General features: G+C 53.1%; 19 protein-coding genes. 6 read left to right on the top strand and 13 right to left on the bottom strand.

What is annotated here, in order from left to right:
• Positions 1-98: 98 nt before the first annotated feature.
• From MKY96_RS10560 to MKY96_RS10545, 4 genes are all read right to left on the bottom strand, one after another.
• Positions 99-1,088, bottom strand: a complete 990-nt coding sequence (locus MKY96_RS10560; protein WP_340940250.1) for an aromatic acid exporter family protein — start codon at positions 1,086-1,088, stop codon at positions 99-101.
• Between the two features lie 95 nt (positions 1,089-1,183).
• Complete coding sequence (locus MKY96_RS10555) at positions 1,184-1,936, bottom strand: ABC transporter permease (RefSeq protein WP_445322071.1); 753 nt, start codon at positions 1,934-1,936, stop codon at positions 1,184-1,186.
• Positions 1,937-2,016: 80 nt separating this feature from the next.
• Positions 2,017-2,796, bottom strand: a complete 780-nt coding sequence (locus tag MKY96_RS10550; RefSeq protein ID WP_340940249.1) for an ABC transporter ATP-binding protein — start codon at positions 2,794-2,796, stop codon at positions 2,017-2,019.
• Positions 2,797-2,810: 14 nt separating this feature from the next.
• The gene (locus MKY96_RS10545; RefSeq protein ID WP_340940248.1) at positions 2,811-3,821 is read right to left on the bottom strand and encodes an ABC transporter substrate-binding protein; all 1,011 of its coding nucleotides are present in this window, start codon (positions 3,819-3,821) and stop codon (positions 2,811-2,813) included.
• Positions 3,822-3,903: 82 nt separating this feature from the next.
• Between MKY96_RS10545 and MKY96_RS10540 the strand changes: the two genes are divergently transcribed.
• Entirely contained in the window at positions 3,904-4,053 is a 150-nt protein-coding gene (locus tag MKY96_RS10540; RefSeq protein ID WP_340940247.1) for a hypothetical protein, read from the top strand.
• On the opposite strand, the gene MKY96_RS10535 is transcribed toward MKY96_RS10540, so the two are convergent.
• A complete protein-coding gene (locus MKY96_RS10535; RefSeq protein ID WP_340940245.1) occupies positions 4,050-4,694 on the bottom strand; it encodes a hypothetical protein in 645 nt (214 codons plus the stop codon). The two genes, MKY96_RS10540 and MKY96_RS10535, sit on opposite strands and share 4 nt — an antisense overlap.
• A 184-nt stretch (positions 4,695-4,878) precedes the next feature.
• Here MKY96_RS10535 and MKY96_RS10530 point away from each other — a divergent pair, with 184 nt between their 5' ends.
• A complete protein-coding gene (locus MKY96_RS10530; protein ID WP_036699054.1) occupies positions 4,879-5,118 on the top strand; it encodes a hypothetical protein in 240 nt (79 codons plus the stop codon).
• A gap of 141 nt (positions 5,119-5,259) precedes the next feature.
• Here the strand turns inward: MKY96_RS10530 and MKY96_RS10525 are convergent, their stop codons facing one another.
• Positions 5,260-5,397: a hypothetical protein gene (locus MKY96_RS10525; protein ID WP_179090468.1), complete on the bottom strand. Its 138-nt coding sequence runs from the start codon at positions 5,395-5,397 to the stop codon at positions 5,260-5,262.
• 327 nt (positions 5,398-5,724) lie between these two features.
• Between MKY96_RS10525 and MKY96_RS10520 the strand changes: the two genes are divergently transcribed.
• Positions 5,725-6,351 (top strand): FMN-dependent NADH-azoreductase, encoded by a 627-nt coding sequence (locus tag MKY96_RS10520; protein WP_340940244.1) that lies wholly within the window; start codon positions 5,725-5,727, stop codon positions 6,349-6,351.
• Positions 6,352-6,875: 524 nt separating this feature from the next.
• Here MKY96_RS10520 and rsgA read toward each other — a convergent pair.
• From rsgA to MKY96_RS10495, 5 genes are all read right to left on the bottom strand, one after another.
• Positions 6,876-7,979, bottom strand: a complete 1,104-nt coding sequence (rsgA, locus tag MKY96_RS10515) for a ribosome small subunit-dependent GTPase A (RefSeq protein ID WP_340940243.1) — start codon at positions 7,977-7,979, stop codon at positions 6,876-6,878.
• A 40-nt stretch (positions 7,980-8,019) separates the two neighbouring features.
• Positions 8,020-8,307 carry a hypothetical protein gene (locus MKY96_RS10510; RefSeq protein WP_340940242.1) on the bottom strand — a complete coding sequence of 96 codons (288 nt, stop codon included), beginning with the start codon at positions 8,305-8,307 and terminating at the stop codon, positions 8,020-8,022.
• A gap of 194 nt (positions 8,308-8,501) precedes the next feature.
• Entirely contained in the window at positions 8,502-9,173 is a 672-nt protein-coding gene (locus MKY96_RS10505; protein ID WP_340940240.1) for an HAD family hydrolase, read from the bottom strand.
• 158 nt (positions 9,174-9,331) lie between these two features.
• On the bottom strand, positions 9,332-9,799 hold the full coding sequence (locus MKY96_RS10500; RefSeq protein WP_076085209.1) for a DUF3939 domain-containing protein: 468 nt from the start codon (positions 9,797-9,799) through the stop codon (positions 9,332-9,334).
• A gap of 119 nt (positions 9,800-9,918) precedes the next feature.
• The gene (locus MKY96_RS10495) at positions 9,919-10,515 is read right to left on the bottom strand and encodes a DUF2087 domain-containing protein (protein WP_340940239.1); all 597 of its coding nucleotides are present in this window, start codon (positions 10,513-10,515) and stop codon (positions 9,919-9,921) included.
• A 198-nt stretch (positions 10,516-10,713) separates the two neighbouring features.
• On the opposite strand from MKY96_RS10495, the gene MKY96_RS10490 reads away from it, so the two are divergent.
• On the top strand, positions 10,714-11,700 hold the full coding sequence (locus MKY96_RS10490) for a YpdA family putative bacillithiol disulfide reductase (RefSeq protein ID WP_340940238.1): 987 nt from the start codon (positions 10,714-10,716) through the stop codon (positions 11,698-11,700).
• Positions 11,701-11,720: 20 nt separating this feature from the next.
• A complete protein-coding gene (locus MKY96_RS10485; RefSeq protein WP_340940236.1) occupies positions 11,721-12,164 on the top strand; it encodes a DUF441 domain-containing protein in 444 nt (147 codons plus the stop codon).
• A gap of 105 nt (positions 12,165-12,269) precedes the next feature.
• Here the strand turns inward: MKY96_RS10485 and MKY96_RS10480 are convergent, their stop codons facing one another.
• The gene (locus MKY96_RS10480; protein WP_340940234.1) at positions 12,270-14,018 is read right to left on the bottom strand and encodes an ABC transporter ATP-binding protein; all 1,749 of its coding nucleotides are present in this window, start codon (positions 14,016-14,018) and stop codon (positions 12,270-12,272) included.
• 119 nt (positions 14,019-14,137) lie between these two features.
• On the opposite strand from MKY96_RS10480, the gene MKY96_RS10475 reads away from it, so the two are divergent.
• Entirely contained in the window at positions 14,138-14,653 is a 516-nt protein-coding gene (locus tag MKY96_RS10475; RefSeq protein ID WP_076085194.1) for an ADP-heptose synthase, read from the top strand.
• A 133-nt stretch (positions 14,654-14,786) separates the two neighbouring features.
• Here the strand turns inward: MKY96_RS10475 and MKY96_RS10470 are convergent, their stop codons facing one another.
• Entirely contained in the window at positions 14,787-15,089 is a 303-nt protein-coding gene (locus MKY96_RS10470; RefSeq protein ID WP_339310032.1) for a HesB/YadR/YfhF family protein, read from the bottom strand.
• Positions 15,090-15,308 lie beyond the last annotated feature (219 nt).

Raw genomic sequence — 15,308 nt, 5'->3', positions numbered from 1 at the left:
CATAACTTAAGAGACAAGCTCACTTTGGGTGCTTATGTTTCTTATCGTTATTTTACACCGGAATGTGAATACCTGACACCTAAATTACATGGATTTGCTTATGCTTTGCCTTTCGCAGGCTGCTTGTCCTTAGCCGGACGCAGCTCCACCGGGCTCTTATAGCGCTTGGCAATCTTAAGATACAGCGCAAGCTCGCGGCATAATTGCAGAATCGCGGAGCGGATCTCGAATTCCTCGCGCGAATCCGGCAGCTCCATCTCCTGGAACTCCTGCTGCAGCTCCTCCAGCAGCCGCTCGGTCCGGCCGGTATATTCCTCAGCCAGCACATCGCCGCTAAGCTGGTCGAACAGCTCTGCCACCATATCCCCATGCGGCAGCTGGCGGTACACCTGCGAGAGCAGCTGCATCATATTCTGGATGGACTCCAGCTGCTCTTTACGCATATAGAAGTACACGTTCCAGGCTTCATCCGGATGAATCACATGATTCTCCATTTCCCTGGAAGCCGCGCTCAGCCCCTTTTGCACGGTCTCCCCTGCCCCGATCAGCTCTTTCCCGTCCCAGATATAGCCGGGATCACGGAGCGTCCTGGCCATCTGCCGGAAGATCACCGAGAAGTAGCCGTCCACCTCCTTGCGGATGCCTGCAATCATCCCGCCGGTCTCCGGCATATAGATGAAGTTCACAAGGCCGGCCGAGCCAAGGCCGATAATCAGCAGCTCCACCTGCTGCAGCAGGATATGAACCGTGATATCAGCTTGTCCAAATACGCGGAACACAATTACCGAGCTGGTGACGATCCCTTCCTTGAAGCCGGCTTTGACAATCAGCGGGAAGCCGAACAATACATACAGTCCGAGTACCCAATAATGAAAGCCCAGGGCGAAGAATAGAATACAGCCCAAAAAGAGTCCCACCAATGAGGCGAAGAAGCGCGCCGAAATCGTGCGTAGACTCCTTTTACGGGTCGTTTCCACCCCGAGAATGGCCAGCAGTCCCGCGCTTTGCGCATTAGGGATACCAGCGGCGGCTGCCAGCAGAATAGACAGCAGAGTTGCAGCCGCCGTTTTAATAATACGAAATCCCATGTGAATATCTCTCCTACACCGTTAAGCTTCATCATTCAAATAAAGATATAGTCATGGTACAAGATTTTGCCAAGAGACACAATATGACATGATTCTTACCGCCTCGACAGCAGCAGCTTCTCCACATACACCACCAGCTGGTACATGGCCGTAGCCACAGCCGCAATAATGAGCAGACTCGACATGACCAGGGTGAAGTTGAACACCTGAAAGCCGTAGATGATCAGATACCCCAGCCCCGATTTCGCCACCAGAAATTCACCGACAATAACGCCGACCCAGGACATGCCGACATTCACCTTGAGGGTGGAGACCACCGCCGGGAACGACGCCGGGAGAATGACTTTGCAGAACTCCTGGCTTTTGGAGGCACCGAAGGAGCGGACCACCTTGACCAGATTCGGGTCCACGCTGCAAAAGCTGTTGTACACCACCAGAGTCGTGATAATCACGGTAATGGATAAGGTGGTAATGACAATGGCGGTGAAGCCTGCCCCGAACATTACAATGAAGATCGGCCCCAGCGCCACCTTCGGCATACTGTTGAATACGACCATATAAGGGTCCAGGACGGCGGACAGAAAAGGTGACCACCAGATGACGACAGCCAGCAGCGTCCCGATTAAGGTGCCCAGAATAAAACCCACTGCGGTCTCGCCCACGGTCATTCCCAGATGCGGCCACAGACTGCCGCTGACCATGTCTTCCCAGATCTGACCGAAGACCTTCGTCGGATAACTGAACAGCAGCTCATCGATCCAGCCCATTCTGGCCCCGGCTTCCCAGAGCACGAAGAACACCAGCAGCAGGCTGCTCCGGACCATAAGCACCTGACTTTTGCGGCGCAGCTTCTTCTTCCTGTAATCCGCATGCTTCTGTTCGAGCCACTGCGCACGGGAAGCCGTCTCACGGGGCTGCGCTTCTGTATTCACATCTCTTCCCTCCCTGCCAGCTCCATTTCCTTCCATACCTCGTGAAAAAGCCCGGCGAAGCCCGGCAGGTCCCGCGCATACAGCGGCGGTGTTCTGCGAATCACTTCCGGAATCTCAAAAATCCTGCGGATTCTGCCCGGATTCGGCTGGAGCAGAATGACCCGGCTGCTGACCGCAATCGCTTCAGACAGGTCATGCGTAACCAGAATCGCCGTGGTTCCCCGGCGCATCAGCGTCTCCGAGACCAGATCCTCCAGCTGCAGTTTAATCTGGTAGTCCAGCGCCGAGAATGGCTCATCGAGCAGCAGCAGGCCGGGGTCTGTAGCCAGTGTCCGCACCAAAGCGACACGCTGGCGCATCCCTCCCGAGAGCTGTGCCGGATAAGCCTGCTCCTTGCCCTCCAGCCCCATATCGGCCAGCAGCTGCAGCGATTTGGCACGCGAGCTTCCGGTGAGCCTTCCGGTCAGCTCCAGCCCGAGCAGCGCGTTATCCTCAATCGTCCTCCAGGGGAAGAGATAGTCCTGCTGGAGCATATAGCCGACCTCCGGCGAAGGTCCTGCGGCCTTACGTCCGCTGAGCAGCACCTCACCGCGTGAAGGCTGCAGCAGCCCGGCGATGATCGACAGAATCGTCGTTTTGCCGCAGCCGCTCGGTCCGACCAGGCTGACGAACTCGCCTTGGCCGACGCTGAGATTCAGATCCTCTATCGCAAGCGAAGCCTCGCGGTCTCCCAGATAGGCGTGCGTGACTTCCTTCAACTCGACTACTGGAAGCATAGTGGTCGGCCTCCTCACTCCTTAATGGTGCTCTCTGCCTGCTCTGCAAAGCTGTTATTCACAATCTTAGCGGCTGGAATCCGTTCCTTCAGCTCACCGGCCTGGTCAATGACATCCAGCAGATTATTCCATTCCTTGTCATCAATTACCGGATTCACCGCATAGGTATCCTGTTCCTTATAACGGCTGATGGCAGAGACTACAATGCCCCGGTCAATCTTTTCAAAATACGGCATGACCGCGTCAGCAATCTCCTCAGGATTATGAGCCTTCACCCATAACTGGGCACGCTGGACCGCATTGGTGAATTTCTGCACCGTGTCCTGATTCTTAGTGATGTAGCTCTGCTTGGACATGAATACCGTATACGGCAGATAACCGCTCTCTACCCCGAAGGAAGCGACCACCTGGCCCCGGCCTTCACTCTCGAAGATCGATGCCTGAGGCTCGAACAGCTGCACATAATCCCCGGTCCCGGAAGCAAATGCACCGGCAATATTGGCAAAATCAATGTTCTGGATCAGCGTCAGATCCTTCCCCGCATCAATCCCCTTGCTGCGCAGCGTGAATGCGCCCGCCATCTGCGGCATGCCCCCTTGCCGTTGCCCCAGGAAGGTCGAGCCCTTCACTTTGTCCCATGTAAAATGGCTGTCCGGTGTACGCGCGAACAAGAAGGTTCCATCCCGCTGCGTAAGCTGCGCAAAATTAATTACAGGATCATCCGCCCCCTGCTGGTACACGTAAATGGAGGTCTCCGAACCGACCAGCGCTACATCGATTGCCCCTGAGAGCAGGGCCGTCATGGTTTTATCTCCGCCAGGTATCGTCTGCAGCTCCACATCCAGCCCTTCATCCTTGAAAAAGCCCTGCGATAAGGCCACATATTCAGGCGCATAGAACACGGAACGGGTAACTTCGCCGATCTTCACCTTGACATTAGCGGATTTACTGCCGCAGCCTGCAAGAACAGAGCCAAGCACAAGCATCAACAAGAACGGCAATGACAGTTTTTTGAACCCTTTCATCCTCTCCACTCCTTTCCTTCCGGGTCTTTCGCCCTTGCTCTATGCATATGCGGGAGTCTATGGAAAGGTTAAAGTGCAATATATGAAGCGCTTACATTATATTCAGTTCGTCAACCCAGCCCGCTCTATGAATGATCGCAGCGCCGTATTCACGCTGTACCGGACCAGCGAGCCGGACTCGTCAGAATGGGGCGGTGCTTCCGCCGAGGTTATTTTGCAAGAACAATCTTAATAGAGCAGCCATTCCCCAAAAGCTTGACACAGCTCCGCCCGGGTCAGCGGGAACGCAATGATATAACCGTCTTCCTGCTCACTGCTGCTGCGCATTAGCCATCCGCCCGAAGAAGCTTCAATGTAAGAAATCTCCTGCAGGGTCCAGCCTTCCCCATTCCTCGCACATAACCGCAGTTCACCGGACGCTGTCCGGTTCTTAAGCACTTTAGCCAATTCGGCAGAGCTGTCAGGATCACCTGTCTCCGCTTCCAGTGAAGCCGCCAGCACACACAACGTCCATGTTCCGGCCTTCTCATGAATCTCCTCATAACTCCGTCTGGACAGGAATACCGCAGGAGCGGACGGCTTCCTGGGCTGCGCACGCTCGAAGCAATTGAACAGGTAATAGCAGGCGCGCTTCATCTCTGCCGGCTCCTTCAGCTCGTATCTGAAATCGTCCTCTTCCGTTAACCCCGTCAGGAGGATCTTATCCTTATGTACTTGCAGGCATACATCCTGCGCATATTCACGCTCATTGAATTTCATTCTGCAGATCCGCTTGGAGCCGGAGGCTGTGTGCAGGAGCTCTGCCACCACTCTACGCCGGGTCTCACCCGGGAATAAATACTGTGCCAGACAGATACAATCTTGCTTATTCACATTCTTTATCCCTTCCTTATTAGGCATACATGTAAGTATAACTGTAAATGAGTGGCTTTCAAAAAAACTGCAAAACTATAAAACTTGCAATCTTTATGTTATCATAAGCTAATTTTAAGGTAAAATTAAGAAACACAGGGTAAGATCAATACCATGAAATACTTTTAGCGAGGTGGTTTTCAAAATGAGAATGCTCATCACTTTTCAAAACAAGCTTGTCCCTGTATATTTCACAACAGAAAACAAACAGCCGACCCAAAAAGTACTTCGACTGCTCAACAGCACCCTTGAACTCAAAATTCAAAAAGGCAAAAACGCCCTGCAGACCTGTTTGAATTCCCTGATCAGTATCGAAATTAAAGGCTCAGAAGCTATATTGCACAGTTACAGTGAAAATGATTCATTGGCCTTATCCCTCTATTAAACAGAGGGATATTTTTTTGCCTGAATAAGTACATACTTGCATAAATATAAAGGTACACAACAAATAAGCACATACCCGCATGTTGAGGGGATGCGCTTAGTTTATAGGATGGTAGGCGCTTAGCAGTAATTATACCGTCACTCAGCCAATCCGTAGGTTCCGGTTCTCCTCTTTCTCCGCCTTTTTAATTCGCAATTTGAACAACTTCACCAGGTTACGCCGGGTATGCTCTTCGTGACAGCTGTCCAGCTTCTTCAGGATGAAACGGTCGATGGACATGTCAATCGCTCCTTTAAATGGGGGCTTAGTCCCGTGATCTGGAGAGGGAATCATTTCCTCTTCTCCTTATATCACCTATATAACCGGACCGCTGATCCCCTAAACTTGTCCTGATGCGCACCTGCACCGCTTGCGAAATTAGTCAAACTACATATGGGCCTTTCAGCGGCAAATTAGGAATCCGTTATAGAAGATATGGTACATTTGCGAAGGATAGCAGCTTCTGTAAGCAGAAAAAAAATTTATCCGACGGATATTTACAAACTAAATATTAAATGCTATATTATCGATAGTTAATATTAAATGTATACCTAAGGAGAAATCATAATGTCGAATGTACTGTTTATCAAAGCCAATAACCGCCCTGCCGAGCAATCCGTAAGTGTTCAGCTCTACAACGAATTCCTGTCCAGCTACAAGGAGACTCATCCGCAGGACCAGATCACTGAACTCGACCTGTTCGCTGAACAGCTTCCTTACTACGATAACACACTCATCACTGGCGTATACAAAGCAGCCCAAGGCTTCGAAGCCACTCCTGAAGAAGCAGCAGGCGCTGCACTTGTTAAGAAATATCTGGACCAGTTCCTGGCCGCTGACAAAGTAGTCTTTGCCTTCCCGCTCTGGAACATGACCGTTCCGGCTGTACTGCACACTTATATCGACTACCTGAACCAGGCTGGAACTACCTTCAAGTATACTGCTGAAGGTCCTGTAGGACTGTTGACTGGCAAGAAAGCAGCTGTTCTGAACGCCAGAGGCGGTGTGTACTCCGCAGGCCCGGCAGCAAGTGCTGAAATGGCCGTGAACTTCATCATGGGCAACCTGAACTTCTGGGGCTTCAAGGAAACTACACAGGTCATCATCGAAGGACACAACCAGAACCCGGATAAATCCGCTGAGATTATCGCTTCCGGTCTGCAACTGGCTAAGACAGCAGCAGCTTCGTTCTAATCTGATCATAAATAGCTTTTTGAAAGTCTCCGTAGGGAGACTTTCTGAGAGCATATGAAGAGCTGTCCCAAATGCCATGAAGTGGCTGCTTGGGACAGCTCTTTTTTTTGGAGTTAGATCAACGTGAGCGCTTGGGTGGACGCTCCGTGAACGGACCGTTGTTACAGTCGCTGTGCTCTCCAGATACCACTGCTATAAAAGTTGCTGAAGCAGGTGGATTTTCTCCACTTGCTATCGAACAAGAGACCTCAAGCTAGAGAGCAGTTGGAAAAATGGCACTTAATCTCCTCCAACTCTTCCCAATCGAGGCTTTTACGGTGTAACAAATGACGTTTATCCAACTAATTTCCTCTATAGCTCCCGAACCACCAAATTAAGATACGTTTTTCCAACTACTCCAGGTGGCGTAGCTCCTGCTTACACAATGCTTAGCATCCAGTAAGCTTATTCTGTTATGCAAACTTTCATCCCTATTCCCATGCTCGCTTCTATGCTTCTACAACGCCTTGGGATTTCATCGCCGCTCAATATTCGTCCAGCACCCGCTGCCAGCTGTTGCCCTTGGCACGGGGCGGGGTGCTTTTGGTGGAGGCGGCGGCTGTCTTGCGCTTCTGTCGCACTTCCTTGCTGTTCTGGAATTGCAGCTCCTTCTGTGTCTTGTGGTAATTCTGCAGCCGCTTCCCGTCCAGCACGCCGCTCGCGGCAGCCGCAAGCACGGCGCAGCCTTCCTCCCGTGTATGAGTACAGTCACTGAAGCGGCATTCCGCCGCAAGCGTACTGATCTCACCGAACGCCAGGTCCAGTCCGCCGTCATCCTCCCACAATTGCAGCTCGCGCATTCCCGGCGTATCGACGATGATTCCGCCATCCGGGAGGACAAACAGCTCGCGGTGTGTGGTCGTATGACGTCCGCGGCTGTCCCCTTCCCGCACATCCTGGGTGAGCTGCAGATTCCGGCCGCTGAGCCAATTGACCATCGTCGATTTGCCGCAGCCGGACGAACCGGTCAGGGCTACCGTCTGGCCGAAGCCAATATAAGGCTGCAGCTCCTCCCGCCCGTCGTTCAGCAAGGCACTGACCGCATGGACCGGGACACCGGGAGCCGCCTGCTGCATTTCGGTCATTTTCAGCTCCGCATCGGTGCACAGATCTGCCTTAGTCAATAGAATGACGGGATTCGCCCCGCTGTTCCAGGCCATAATCAGATAACGCTCCATCCGCCGTACATTGAAATCATCATTCAGTGCACTGACCAGGAATAAGGTATCCACGTTGGAAGCCACAATCTGCTCCTCCTGGGTCGGGCCCGCCACCTTGCGCGAGATGACGCTGTGACGGGGAAGCACGCCATGAATCACCGCATGCGCTCCCCCATCCTGCATCGCCAGGATCACCCAGTCGCCTACCGCCGGATACTCGCCGGACCCGCTCAGCGAATGCCGGAACTTGCCTGACAGCTCGCCCCATATTTCACCTGCTGCGGTAATCACCTTGTATTTACTGCCGAAATCTCCGGCAATCCGCCCCGCTGCATACTCCCTGTCGTCCAGCAGCCGCAGCTTATCTGTCCATTTTCTGTTCCATTCTTCATTCCAGCCGTACTGTTCTAGCTTGATATCGATATTCATGCATTTCCTCCTGAATGGGTTATTATCATACATCCGCTTATCACATCATCCATGTATCTCCGGGCAGCATCGGCTCGTCACGACACACAAAAAAACCGCCGGAACCCAAGGTTCCGGCGGCAGAGACAGACTCGGCTGCGGTCCGGCTTTTGCTGTTGTACAGCAAAGAACCGTCCGCTGCGGGCAGAGTCAGTCCAGAATAGCGGGGGCTACTCACTCTTAAGAAGAAGGAGCAGACACCGCTATTTTGGGCGTGATGCAGTGGATCTGCACACGCAAAAAAGCCGCCGGAACCGATACGGTTCCCGGCGGCTCTAGAAGGCATCATAGAGCTTACCTGCGAAGCTGGGGATCAATTATTACTCCACAGCCGCATTTCCCGGAAGACACGTATCCACAACAGTAGCAACCAATCCTGAACCGCTAGTATAAACTGCCATTTGACATCGTCTCCTTCCGAAATAATATGTTGTTATAATATACGGCCCGGATGCCGTTTGTCAACAGCAGGCCCTAACTTTCTCAAATAATGCCCCGCAGCTCATCCAGCTCCTGAATAACCGCAACCGGCTTCACATTCAGCGATTCATCCCAAGGGTGGTTGCGCTTCAGCCAGATCGTATCCATCCCGCTCTGCGCCGCCCCCCAGATATCATTCACCGGATGATCGCCGATGAATATAGTCTGCTCCGCCGTGGAGCCCAGACGTTCCAGAGCTAACCGGTAGATCGCCGGATCAGGCTTGCTGATCCCTGCTTCGCCCGAAATGACGATCGTGCGGAAGTAGCCGCGGAGTCCGAGCAGATCGATTTTGCCATATTGAATATCCCTGCCGCCGTTCGTGACCAGTCCCAGCGGATATCCCCGGTCCCGGCAATACTCCAGTGTCTCCACCGCATGCTTCATCATCGCCCCGTGGCGGATATAGGTCTCGTCATAATAGGCCCGGATGTCCGCAGCGGTCAATGCCTGCTCCCATGGAAGAACCTCGCTAAGCTCCGCGAAGAACCCGTCCTTATCCCGGTATCCGTCGGCATCCCTGATAATCATATCCTCCACCACCTGCACGGCCTGCTCTTCGCTAAGATGTCCCAGGTGATCCTGCACAAACTTCATGCTGAAGCTGCGGAAGGTCTGATCCCGGTCCATCAGGGTATTGTCCAGATCAAACAGCAAAGCTTGTACCTCTCTCATGTCTATGCTCCCCTTTCTGTCGTCCATTTCTGCGGTCTACGCACCAGATGCTTATTGTACTACGCTCCCGGGCGCAAAATAAAGACCATTCCGCCAGGAAGGACAACCTCTCCTTCGTCAGAATGGCCTATATAGGGGGAATCAGGTACGTAGAGCTTTCAGGATTCAAAATGTTCAAAATGCTCTGCGCGATGCGTAAGCATCATTTCCTCATCGGTAATGTAGAGCGGGAACGGCGGTGTCTCCTTCAGATAACGCTCGGTGGACAGCAGCCGGTAATGAACCTCAGGGAGCCAGGCGTCTTCGAGCAGCGGCAGCTTGCCGGTGTCACTGATATAATTGTCTACCGCCGATTGAACCATGTCGAGGTAGTAAGGCACCAGCTTGTCAGATTCTTCAAAAATCTCAAAGGTCTCGCTGGACATATAGAATTTCTGCTGCGGAACTCCGCCTAAATAACGTTTGAGCCGGTTCAGGTCAATGCTCTTATCTTCCTGGATCAGAGCGGTACGGTTAATGGGAGCGGGCATATCTTCTTCAAATTGCCTTACAGCCTGCTTGATCTGCGGCAAGGTAACGGTCGGATGAACGGGTTGCAAGTTTTTTTTGGCACGTTTGAATATCATACTGAAGGTCTCCTTTCGAAGTTATGTCAGATAACGCTTACAATTCCATTTTATTCGTTATTTGAACAATTAATCAGCAGTTTCGCACTTGTCATAAAAAATCCCCATTTATTAGATCATTATTTGACATTTTCCCAGTGAGTCCACAGCTCCGGCGGGTTAAGCTCGTACTTATCATTCTCCCGGTACATGAACTGGTGCATAATGAACTCGCGGCGGATGGTGGCATAATCATCGTGGAACGGCTTAATGAACTCGTTGATCTCTTTCTCCGAATAGACCACACCCGGTTCAAGCTTCTCCACCATATATTGCAGCGCGATTAATTTCTTCTTGTATTGTGCGGGAATCTGGCGCAGGCGTCCGTCTTTGGCAAAAAAATTACGGAGCACCGACTCCTTCAGACTGTGTTCAGGCGACTCTTCCTCCATCTCCTCCACCCCCTTTGCAAAAATAAATTTCAGCGAGGCCTCAGAGCCTGCCTGGATAAACTCGGGATTCAGCTTGAAATATACAGTGTTCTTGTCTCTGCGCTCCAGGATCAGTGCGGCTTCACGCAGCTTGGCTGCATGATGGGTCACCGTAGGCTGTGACAGATTCAGCTTCTCGGCCAAGGCATGACCGTGAACCTCGCCCCGGGACAGGAGCAGAAGAATACGCAGCCGGGTGGGATCGGATAAAGCTTTGTGATAGGCGACAATTTTGTCTAACTGCAAGCGGGATCACGCTCCTACGGATATTCGTAAGGCAGTCTGGGGGGCTGCCAATTTACATTTTAGATATATATCTAATTATATACCCATCTTGTCATCTGATCAATCCCCAATTTGCGGAATTCACCGGCCATGGCAAAAAACAAAAATATAAGGTACCATTTACTGAATAGAATACTACCTTAGGAGGACATAGATATTATGCTAGACGTTATTATTATCGGCGCCGGTCCCTGCGGACTGTCTGCAGCCATCGAATGCCAGCGCCAAGGACTCTCCAGCCTGATTGTGGAAAAGAACTTCATTGTCCATTCCATCTACCTGTATCCGACCAACATGCAGTTCTTCAGCACCACCCCGCTGCTTGAGATTGGAGATGTGCCCTTCACCTCTCCGAATGACAAGCCCTACCGCCATGAGGCGCTGGTCTACTACCGCCGTGCGGCCGCGCAGCATCAGCTTGAGATTGCCGCTTATGAAGAAGCGTTGTCCGTTCTGCCGCAGGAGGATGGCAGCTTCGTTGTACATACGGTCAACAAGCGCGGCGAGGAGCAGCAGCGCTACGCTGCGAACGTAGTCATCTCTACCGGTTACTTCGACCAGCCTAATCTGATCGGGATTCCCGGGGAGGAGCTGCCGAAGGTCACGCATTATTTTGGCGAGGCTCATCCGTATTCCGGCATGAAGGTAACTGTAATCGGGGGCAGCAATTCAGCGGTGGATGCCGCGCTGGAGCTGCTGCGGGTAGGCGCCAAGGTGGATATGGTCTACCGGGGAAGCAGTATCTCGGACAATATCAAGCCCTGGGTGCGTCCGATCTTCGAGAGCATGGTGCAGAAGGGGAGCATTACATTGCATCTGGAATCGCGCGTCACGGAGATCACCCCGGCCTCGGTGCGGGTAACCTCCTCCGTGAATGGGGATATTACCGAGCTGGACAATGACTTCGTGCTGGCGATGACCGGCTTCCGCCCGAGCAGGGCCCTGCTTACCTCTGCCGGGGTGCAGATGGATGACTCTATGGATAAACCAGCCTTTAACCCCGCCACAATGGAGAGCAATATACCGGGCATCTACGTCGCCGGGGTGATCGCTTCCGGACGGAACGCCAACGAGGTATTCATCGAGAGCGGGCGGGGGCACGGCAAGCTGATTGCCGATCATATTGTGAGCACAAGGCTTACTTAGAGAAGGAGTGTATCCAGGTTATGGATATAACCTCGTTATTGCTGCTGGGTCTGGCAGCGCTCGGTGTCGTCAGCAGCAACTCGCCGATAACCATTGCCATGGTCGTGCTGCTGCTGATCCGTGTGCTGGGACTTCAGCAGGCTTTTCCCTGGCTGGAGAAATACGGGCTGACCGTCGGCATTATCATCCTGACCATCGGAGTCATGACGCCGCTGGCCAGCGGGAAGATCTCCCTCCAGACCGTCGGCCAGTCGTTCCTGCACTGGAAATCCCTGGCCGCCATCGGAGTCGGCGTCCTGGTCGCTTACCTGGGCGGACGCGGAGCCGTGCTTATGGGCAGCCAGCCGACCATCGTCGCCGGGCTTCTCATCGGAACCGTCCTTGGCGTGGCTCTGTTCAAAGGCGTTCCCGTGGGACCGCTCATTGCCGCCGGCATCCTGTCGCTGCTGATTGGCCGGATGTAAGCCGGTAGCCACCTCAAGACCCAGGCAAGACGAAACAGGCTGCAAGTCCACCTAAGCGGGTGGACTTGCAGCCTGTTTCTTTTGACTAAGAATAGTATAGCCGTGTTATGCATCCAGCCGCTGAACGTTGAACAGCCGGGCGTAGCTCCCCGCAAGTCCCATCAGCTCCTCATGGGTGCCGCGTTCGGTGATCTCCCCGTTCTCCAACACGATAATCTGGTCGGCATGGGTAATCGTGGACAGTCGGTGGGCCACAATCAGCGTCGTCCGCTCAGATGCCAGGGACTGCAGCGCCTGCTGGATGAGATGCTCGGACTCCAGATCCAGCGCGGAGGTCGCTTCGTCCAGAATCAGCACCTTGGGGTCCTTCAGGAATACCCGGGCAATCGCCACGCGCTGCTTCTGTCCGCCGGACAGCTTCACACCCCGTTCTCCCACTTCGGTATCATAACCTTCAGGCAGCTGCATGATGAAGTCGTGGGCATTTGCAGACACCGCCGCCTTCATCACCTCCTCTTCCCCCGCTTCCGGGTTCCCGAACCGGATATTGTCGCGTACCGAACCGCTGAACAGGAAATTATCCTGCAGCACCATGCCCACCGTCCGCCGCAGACTTTCCTGGGTCAGCCCGCGGATATCGTGGCCGTCCATGCGCAGACTGCCTTCGCTGATATCATAAAAGCGCGGGATCAGGCTGATCAGCGAGGATTTGCCGCCTCCGCTCATTCCGACAAAAGCCACCGTCTGGCCCGGAGCAATGCTCAGATTAATGTCCCGCAGCACCCACTCGTGCTCGTCGCTATACTTGAACCACACGTTGTTGAATTCGATCTTCCCGGCTGGCTTCAGCAGCGGCTTCGCGCCCGGTGCATCGACAATATCATACGGCTCATTCAGCAGCTCCAGCACACGTTCAAGCGATGCCGAAGCCTGGGTCAGCACGGTCGAGGAGTTGATCAGACGGCGCAGCGGCGCATACATCCGGTCCAGATAGCCGAAGAAGGCCACAAAGGTCCCGAGCGTCAGATTGCCCTGGATGACCTGGTATCCCCCGTATCCGATTACAAGCAGCGGAGCAATATCGGTCAAGGTGTTAATTATCGCGAAGGTGAAGGCATTCCACCGCGTTTGCGCCAGCGCTTTTTGCAGAAACTTGCCGTTGATCTCCTCGAACTGCTGCAGGTCTACCCGCTCCATCGTGAAGCTGCGGATGACCGCAATCCCCTGAATCCGTTCATGCAGATAGCCCTGAATGACGGCAAGTGCCTGTGACCGGTCTTTGGTCAACACCTTGAGACGCTTGTACAGCGTATTAACAGCAATGCCATACAGCGGCAGAATCGCAATCGCTACCAGCGTCAGCACCGGATTCAGATAGAGCATGAAGCCCAGGGCGAAGAGCAGGGTGAACATATCCAGCCAGACATTCATCATTCCGACCTCAACCAGGTTCTTCGACTGCTCGACATCGTTAATGAACCGGGAGATGGCCTCGCCCACCTTCGTATTCTGGTAATAACGCAACGACAGCCGCTGCAGATGCCCGTAGAGCTTATTGCGCATATCGAATAGCACCTTGCTCGTAATCAACTGGGCGAAATACTGGCGGTAATACTCCACCGGCCCGCGGACAATCACGAACAGTATCAGGCCCCCGCCTATCACTGTCATCAGCTTCGAGACCCGCTCCGCTATCGTCAGTGCCGGATTACCCAGCAGCTCATCGACCACATATTTCAGAATCATCGGCAGCGTCAGCGGAATGCTGAATTTGACCATCCCGATGATCAGAGTGAGCACAATCCATTTCATATACGGCCGAACAAAGGTATAATAAGATTTCCAAGGTTTCACAGCGTGTCAGGTCCTTTCCAATTCATTCTTCATCAGGGTGCAGTTGACATTTGCGCGCTGCAGTGTTTTATTATTTTTAAACAGTTACGGTTGCAGTACCGAAATTCAGGAGGATAATGATGCCCAGACAATTTGTGACGGAAGCCGTCATGATGGCGATTTACGGCCAGCTTCTCATCCCGCGGAGCCCTGTAGAATATATAGTCCCTTATACCACAATTATGGAGCTTTACGAGCTGCGGGACAGCGATGAGCCGGTGATGAGCCAGGCGGATGATGACAAGCATGTCAGACTCAGAATCCGCGAGCTGATCAACTATTTCGAGGAGCCGCTGAATGCCAAGAAGATCAACCGCTGCCTGAACGTCCCCTGGGCCAAAAGCTCCGGTATCCTCCTCGGCGGACACGCGCAGATCACCATTATCAACAGCGTTGACAATGCCTCCTACGGAGAAGCATTCGATCCGATTGAGACAGAGCTGCTGCTGGCGTCCCAGCGTGAGAAGGTGCCGATTCTGACCGACCAGTTCGAGCTGATCCAGCGCATCATCGAAGGCGGAGTTCCCGTCCAGGTGTATGACATTGATGATTTCGAGTTCGCCATGGAGGAAGAGACCTTCCGCAGCTCGCACTGATCGCGTCACCTGAGCAGCGGGCAGCTTCGTTGGCCTTGGGGCATATCCCCATGTAAAAGCCCTTGCCTCACGGCAAGGGCTTGTTCCGCATCCCCGGCAGTGCCGGGATCTGCCCTTTGCTGCAGCTCTCCCTTTATGCCACCGGCACAGGCTCATACTTATACTCGATGTCATCCTCCGCCTGTGAATAGACAATCGACAGATTGTACCCCTCCATATACCACAGATCCTGCTCTTCCATATAGAAGGTCAAGCCGCCCTCCATGAACTGCACAGCAGGACGTCCAGGCTGCTCGGTGGCAATGCCCAGCGAGAAGCCGGGATGCAGGCCTCCGCCTGAGCTGTACCGGGGAAACAACCGGATATATGCACCCTCCTGGAGGCTCAGTTCTCTTTTGAACCAGGCGGCTGCTTCCGGACTAATTAATATGTTCATCTCTCCACTCCTCCCCTCTACCCCAATCATACCCAAAAAACTTCAATTCACCAAATCGAAGCGGTATTACGGCAACATGCCGTCTCCGCCACAAAATTAAATTTGACAATTCTTAAAGTGTGATGATAAACTCGGAACATAACGAAACGTCTTCAAGTTATTACCAAAATGAAGAAAGGGTGATCTCGGTGTTTAACATTGATATGGTATACCTCGCCA

This window comes from Paenibacillus sp. FSL R7-0302, from assembly GCF_038006885.1.
In the GTDB taxonomy this organism is placed as follows: domain Bacteria; phylum Bacillota; class Bacilli; order Paenibacillales; family Paenibacillaceae; genus Paenibacillus_AQ.
The sequence above is the reverse complement of the archived record's forward strand: the minus strand, read 5'-3'. Positions and strand labels throughout refer to the sequence as shown.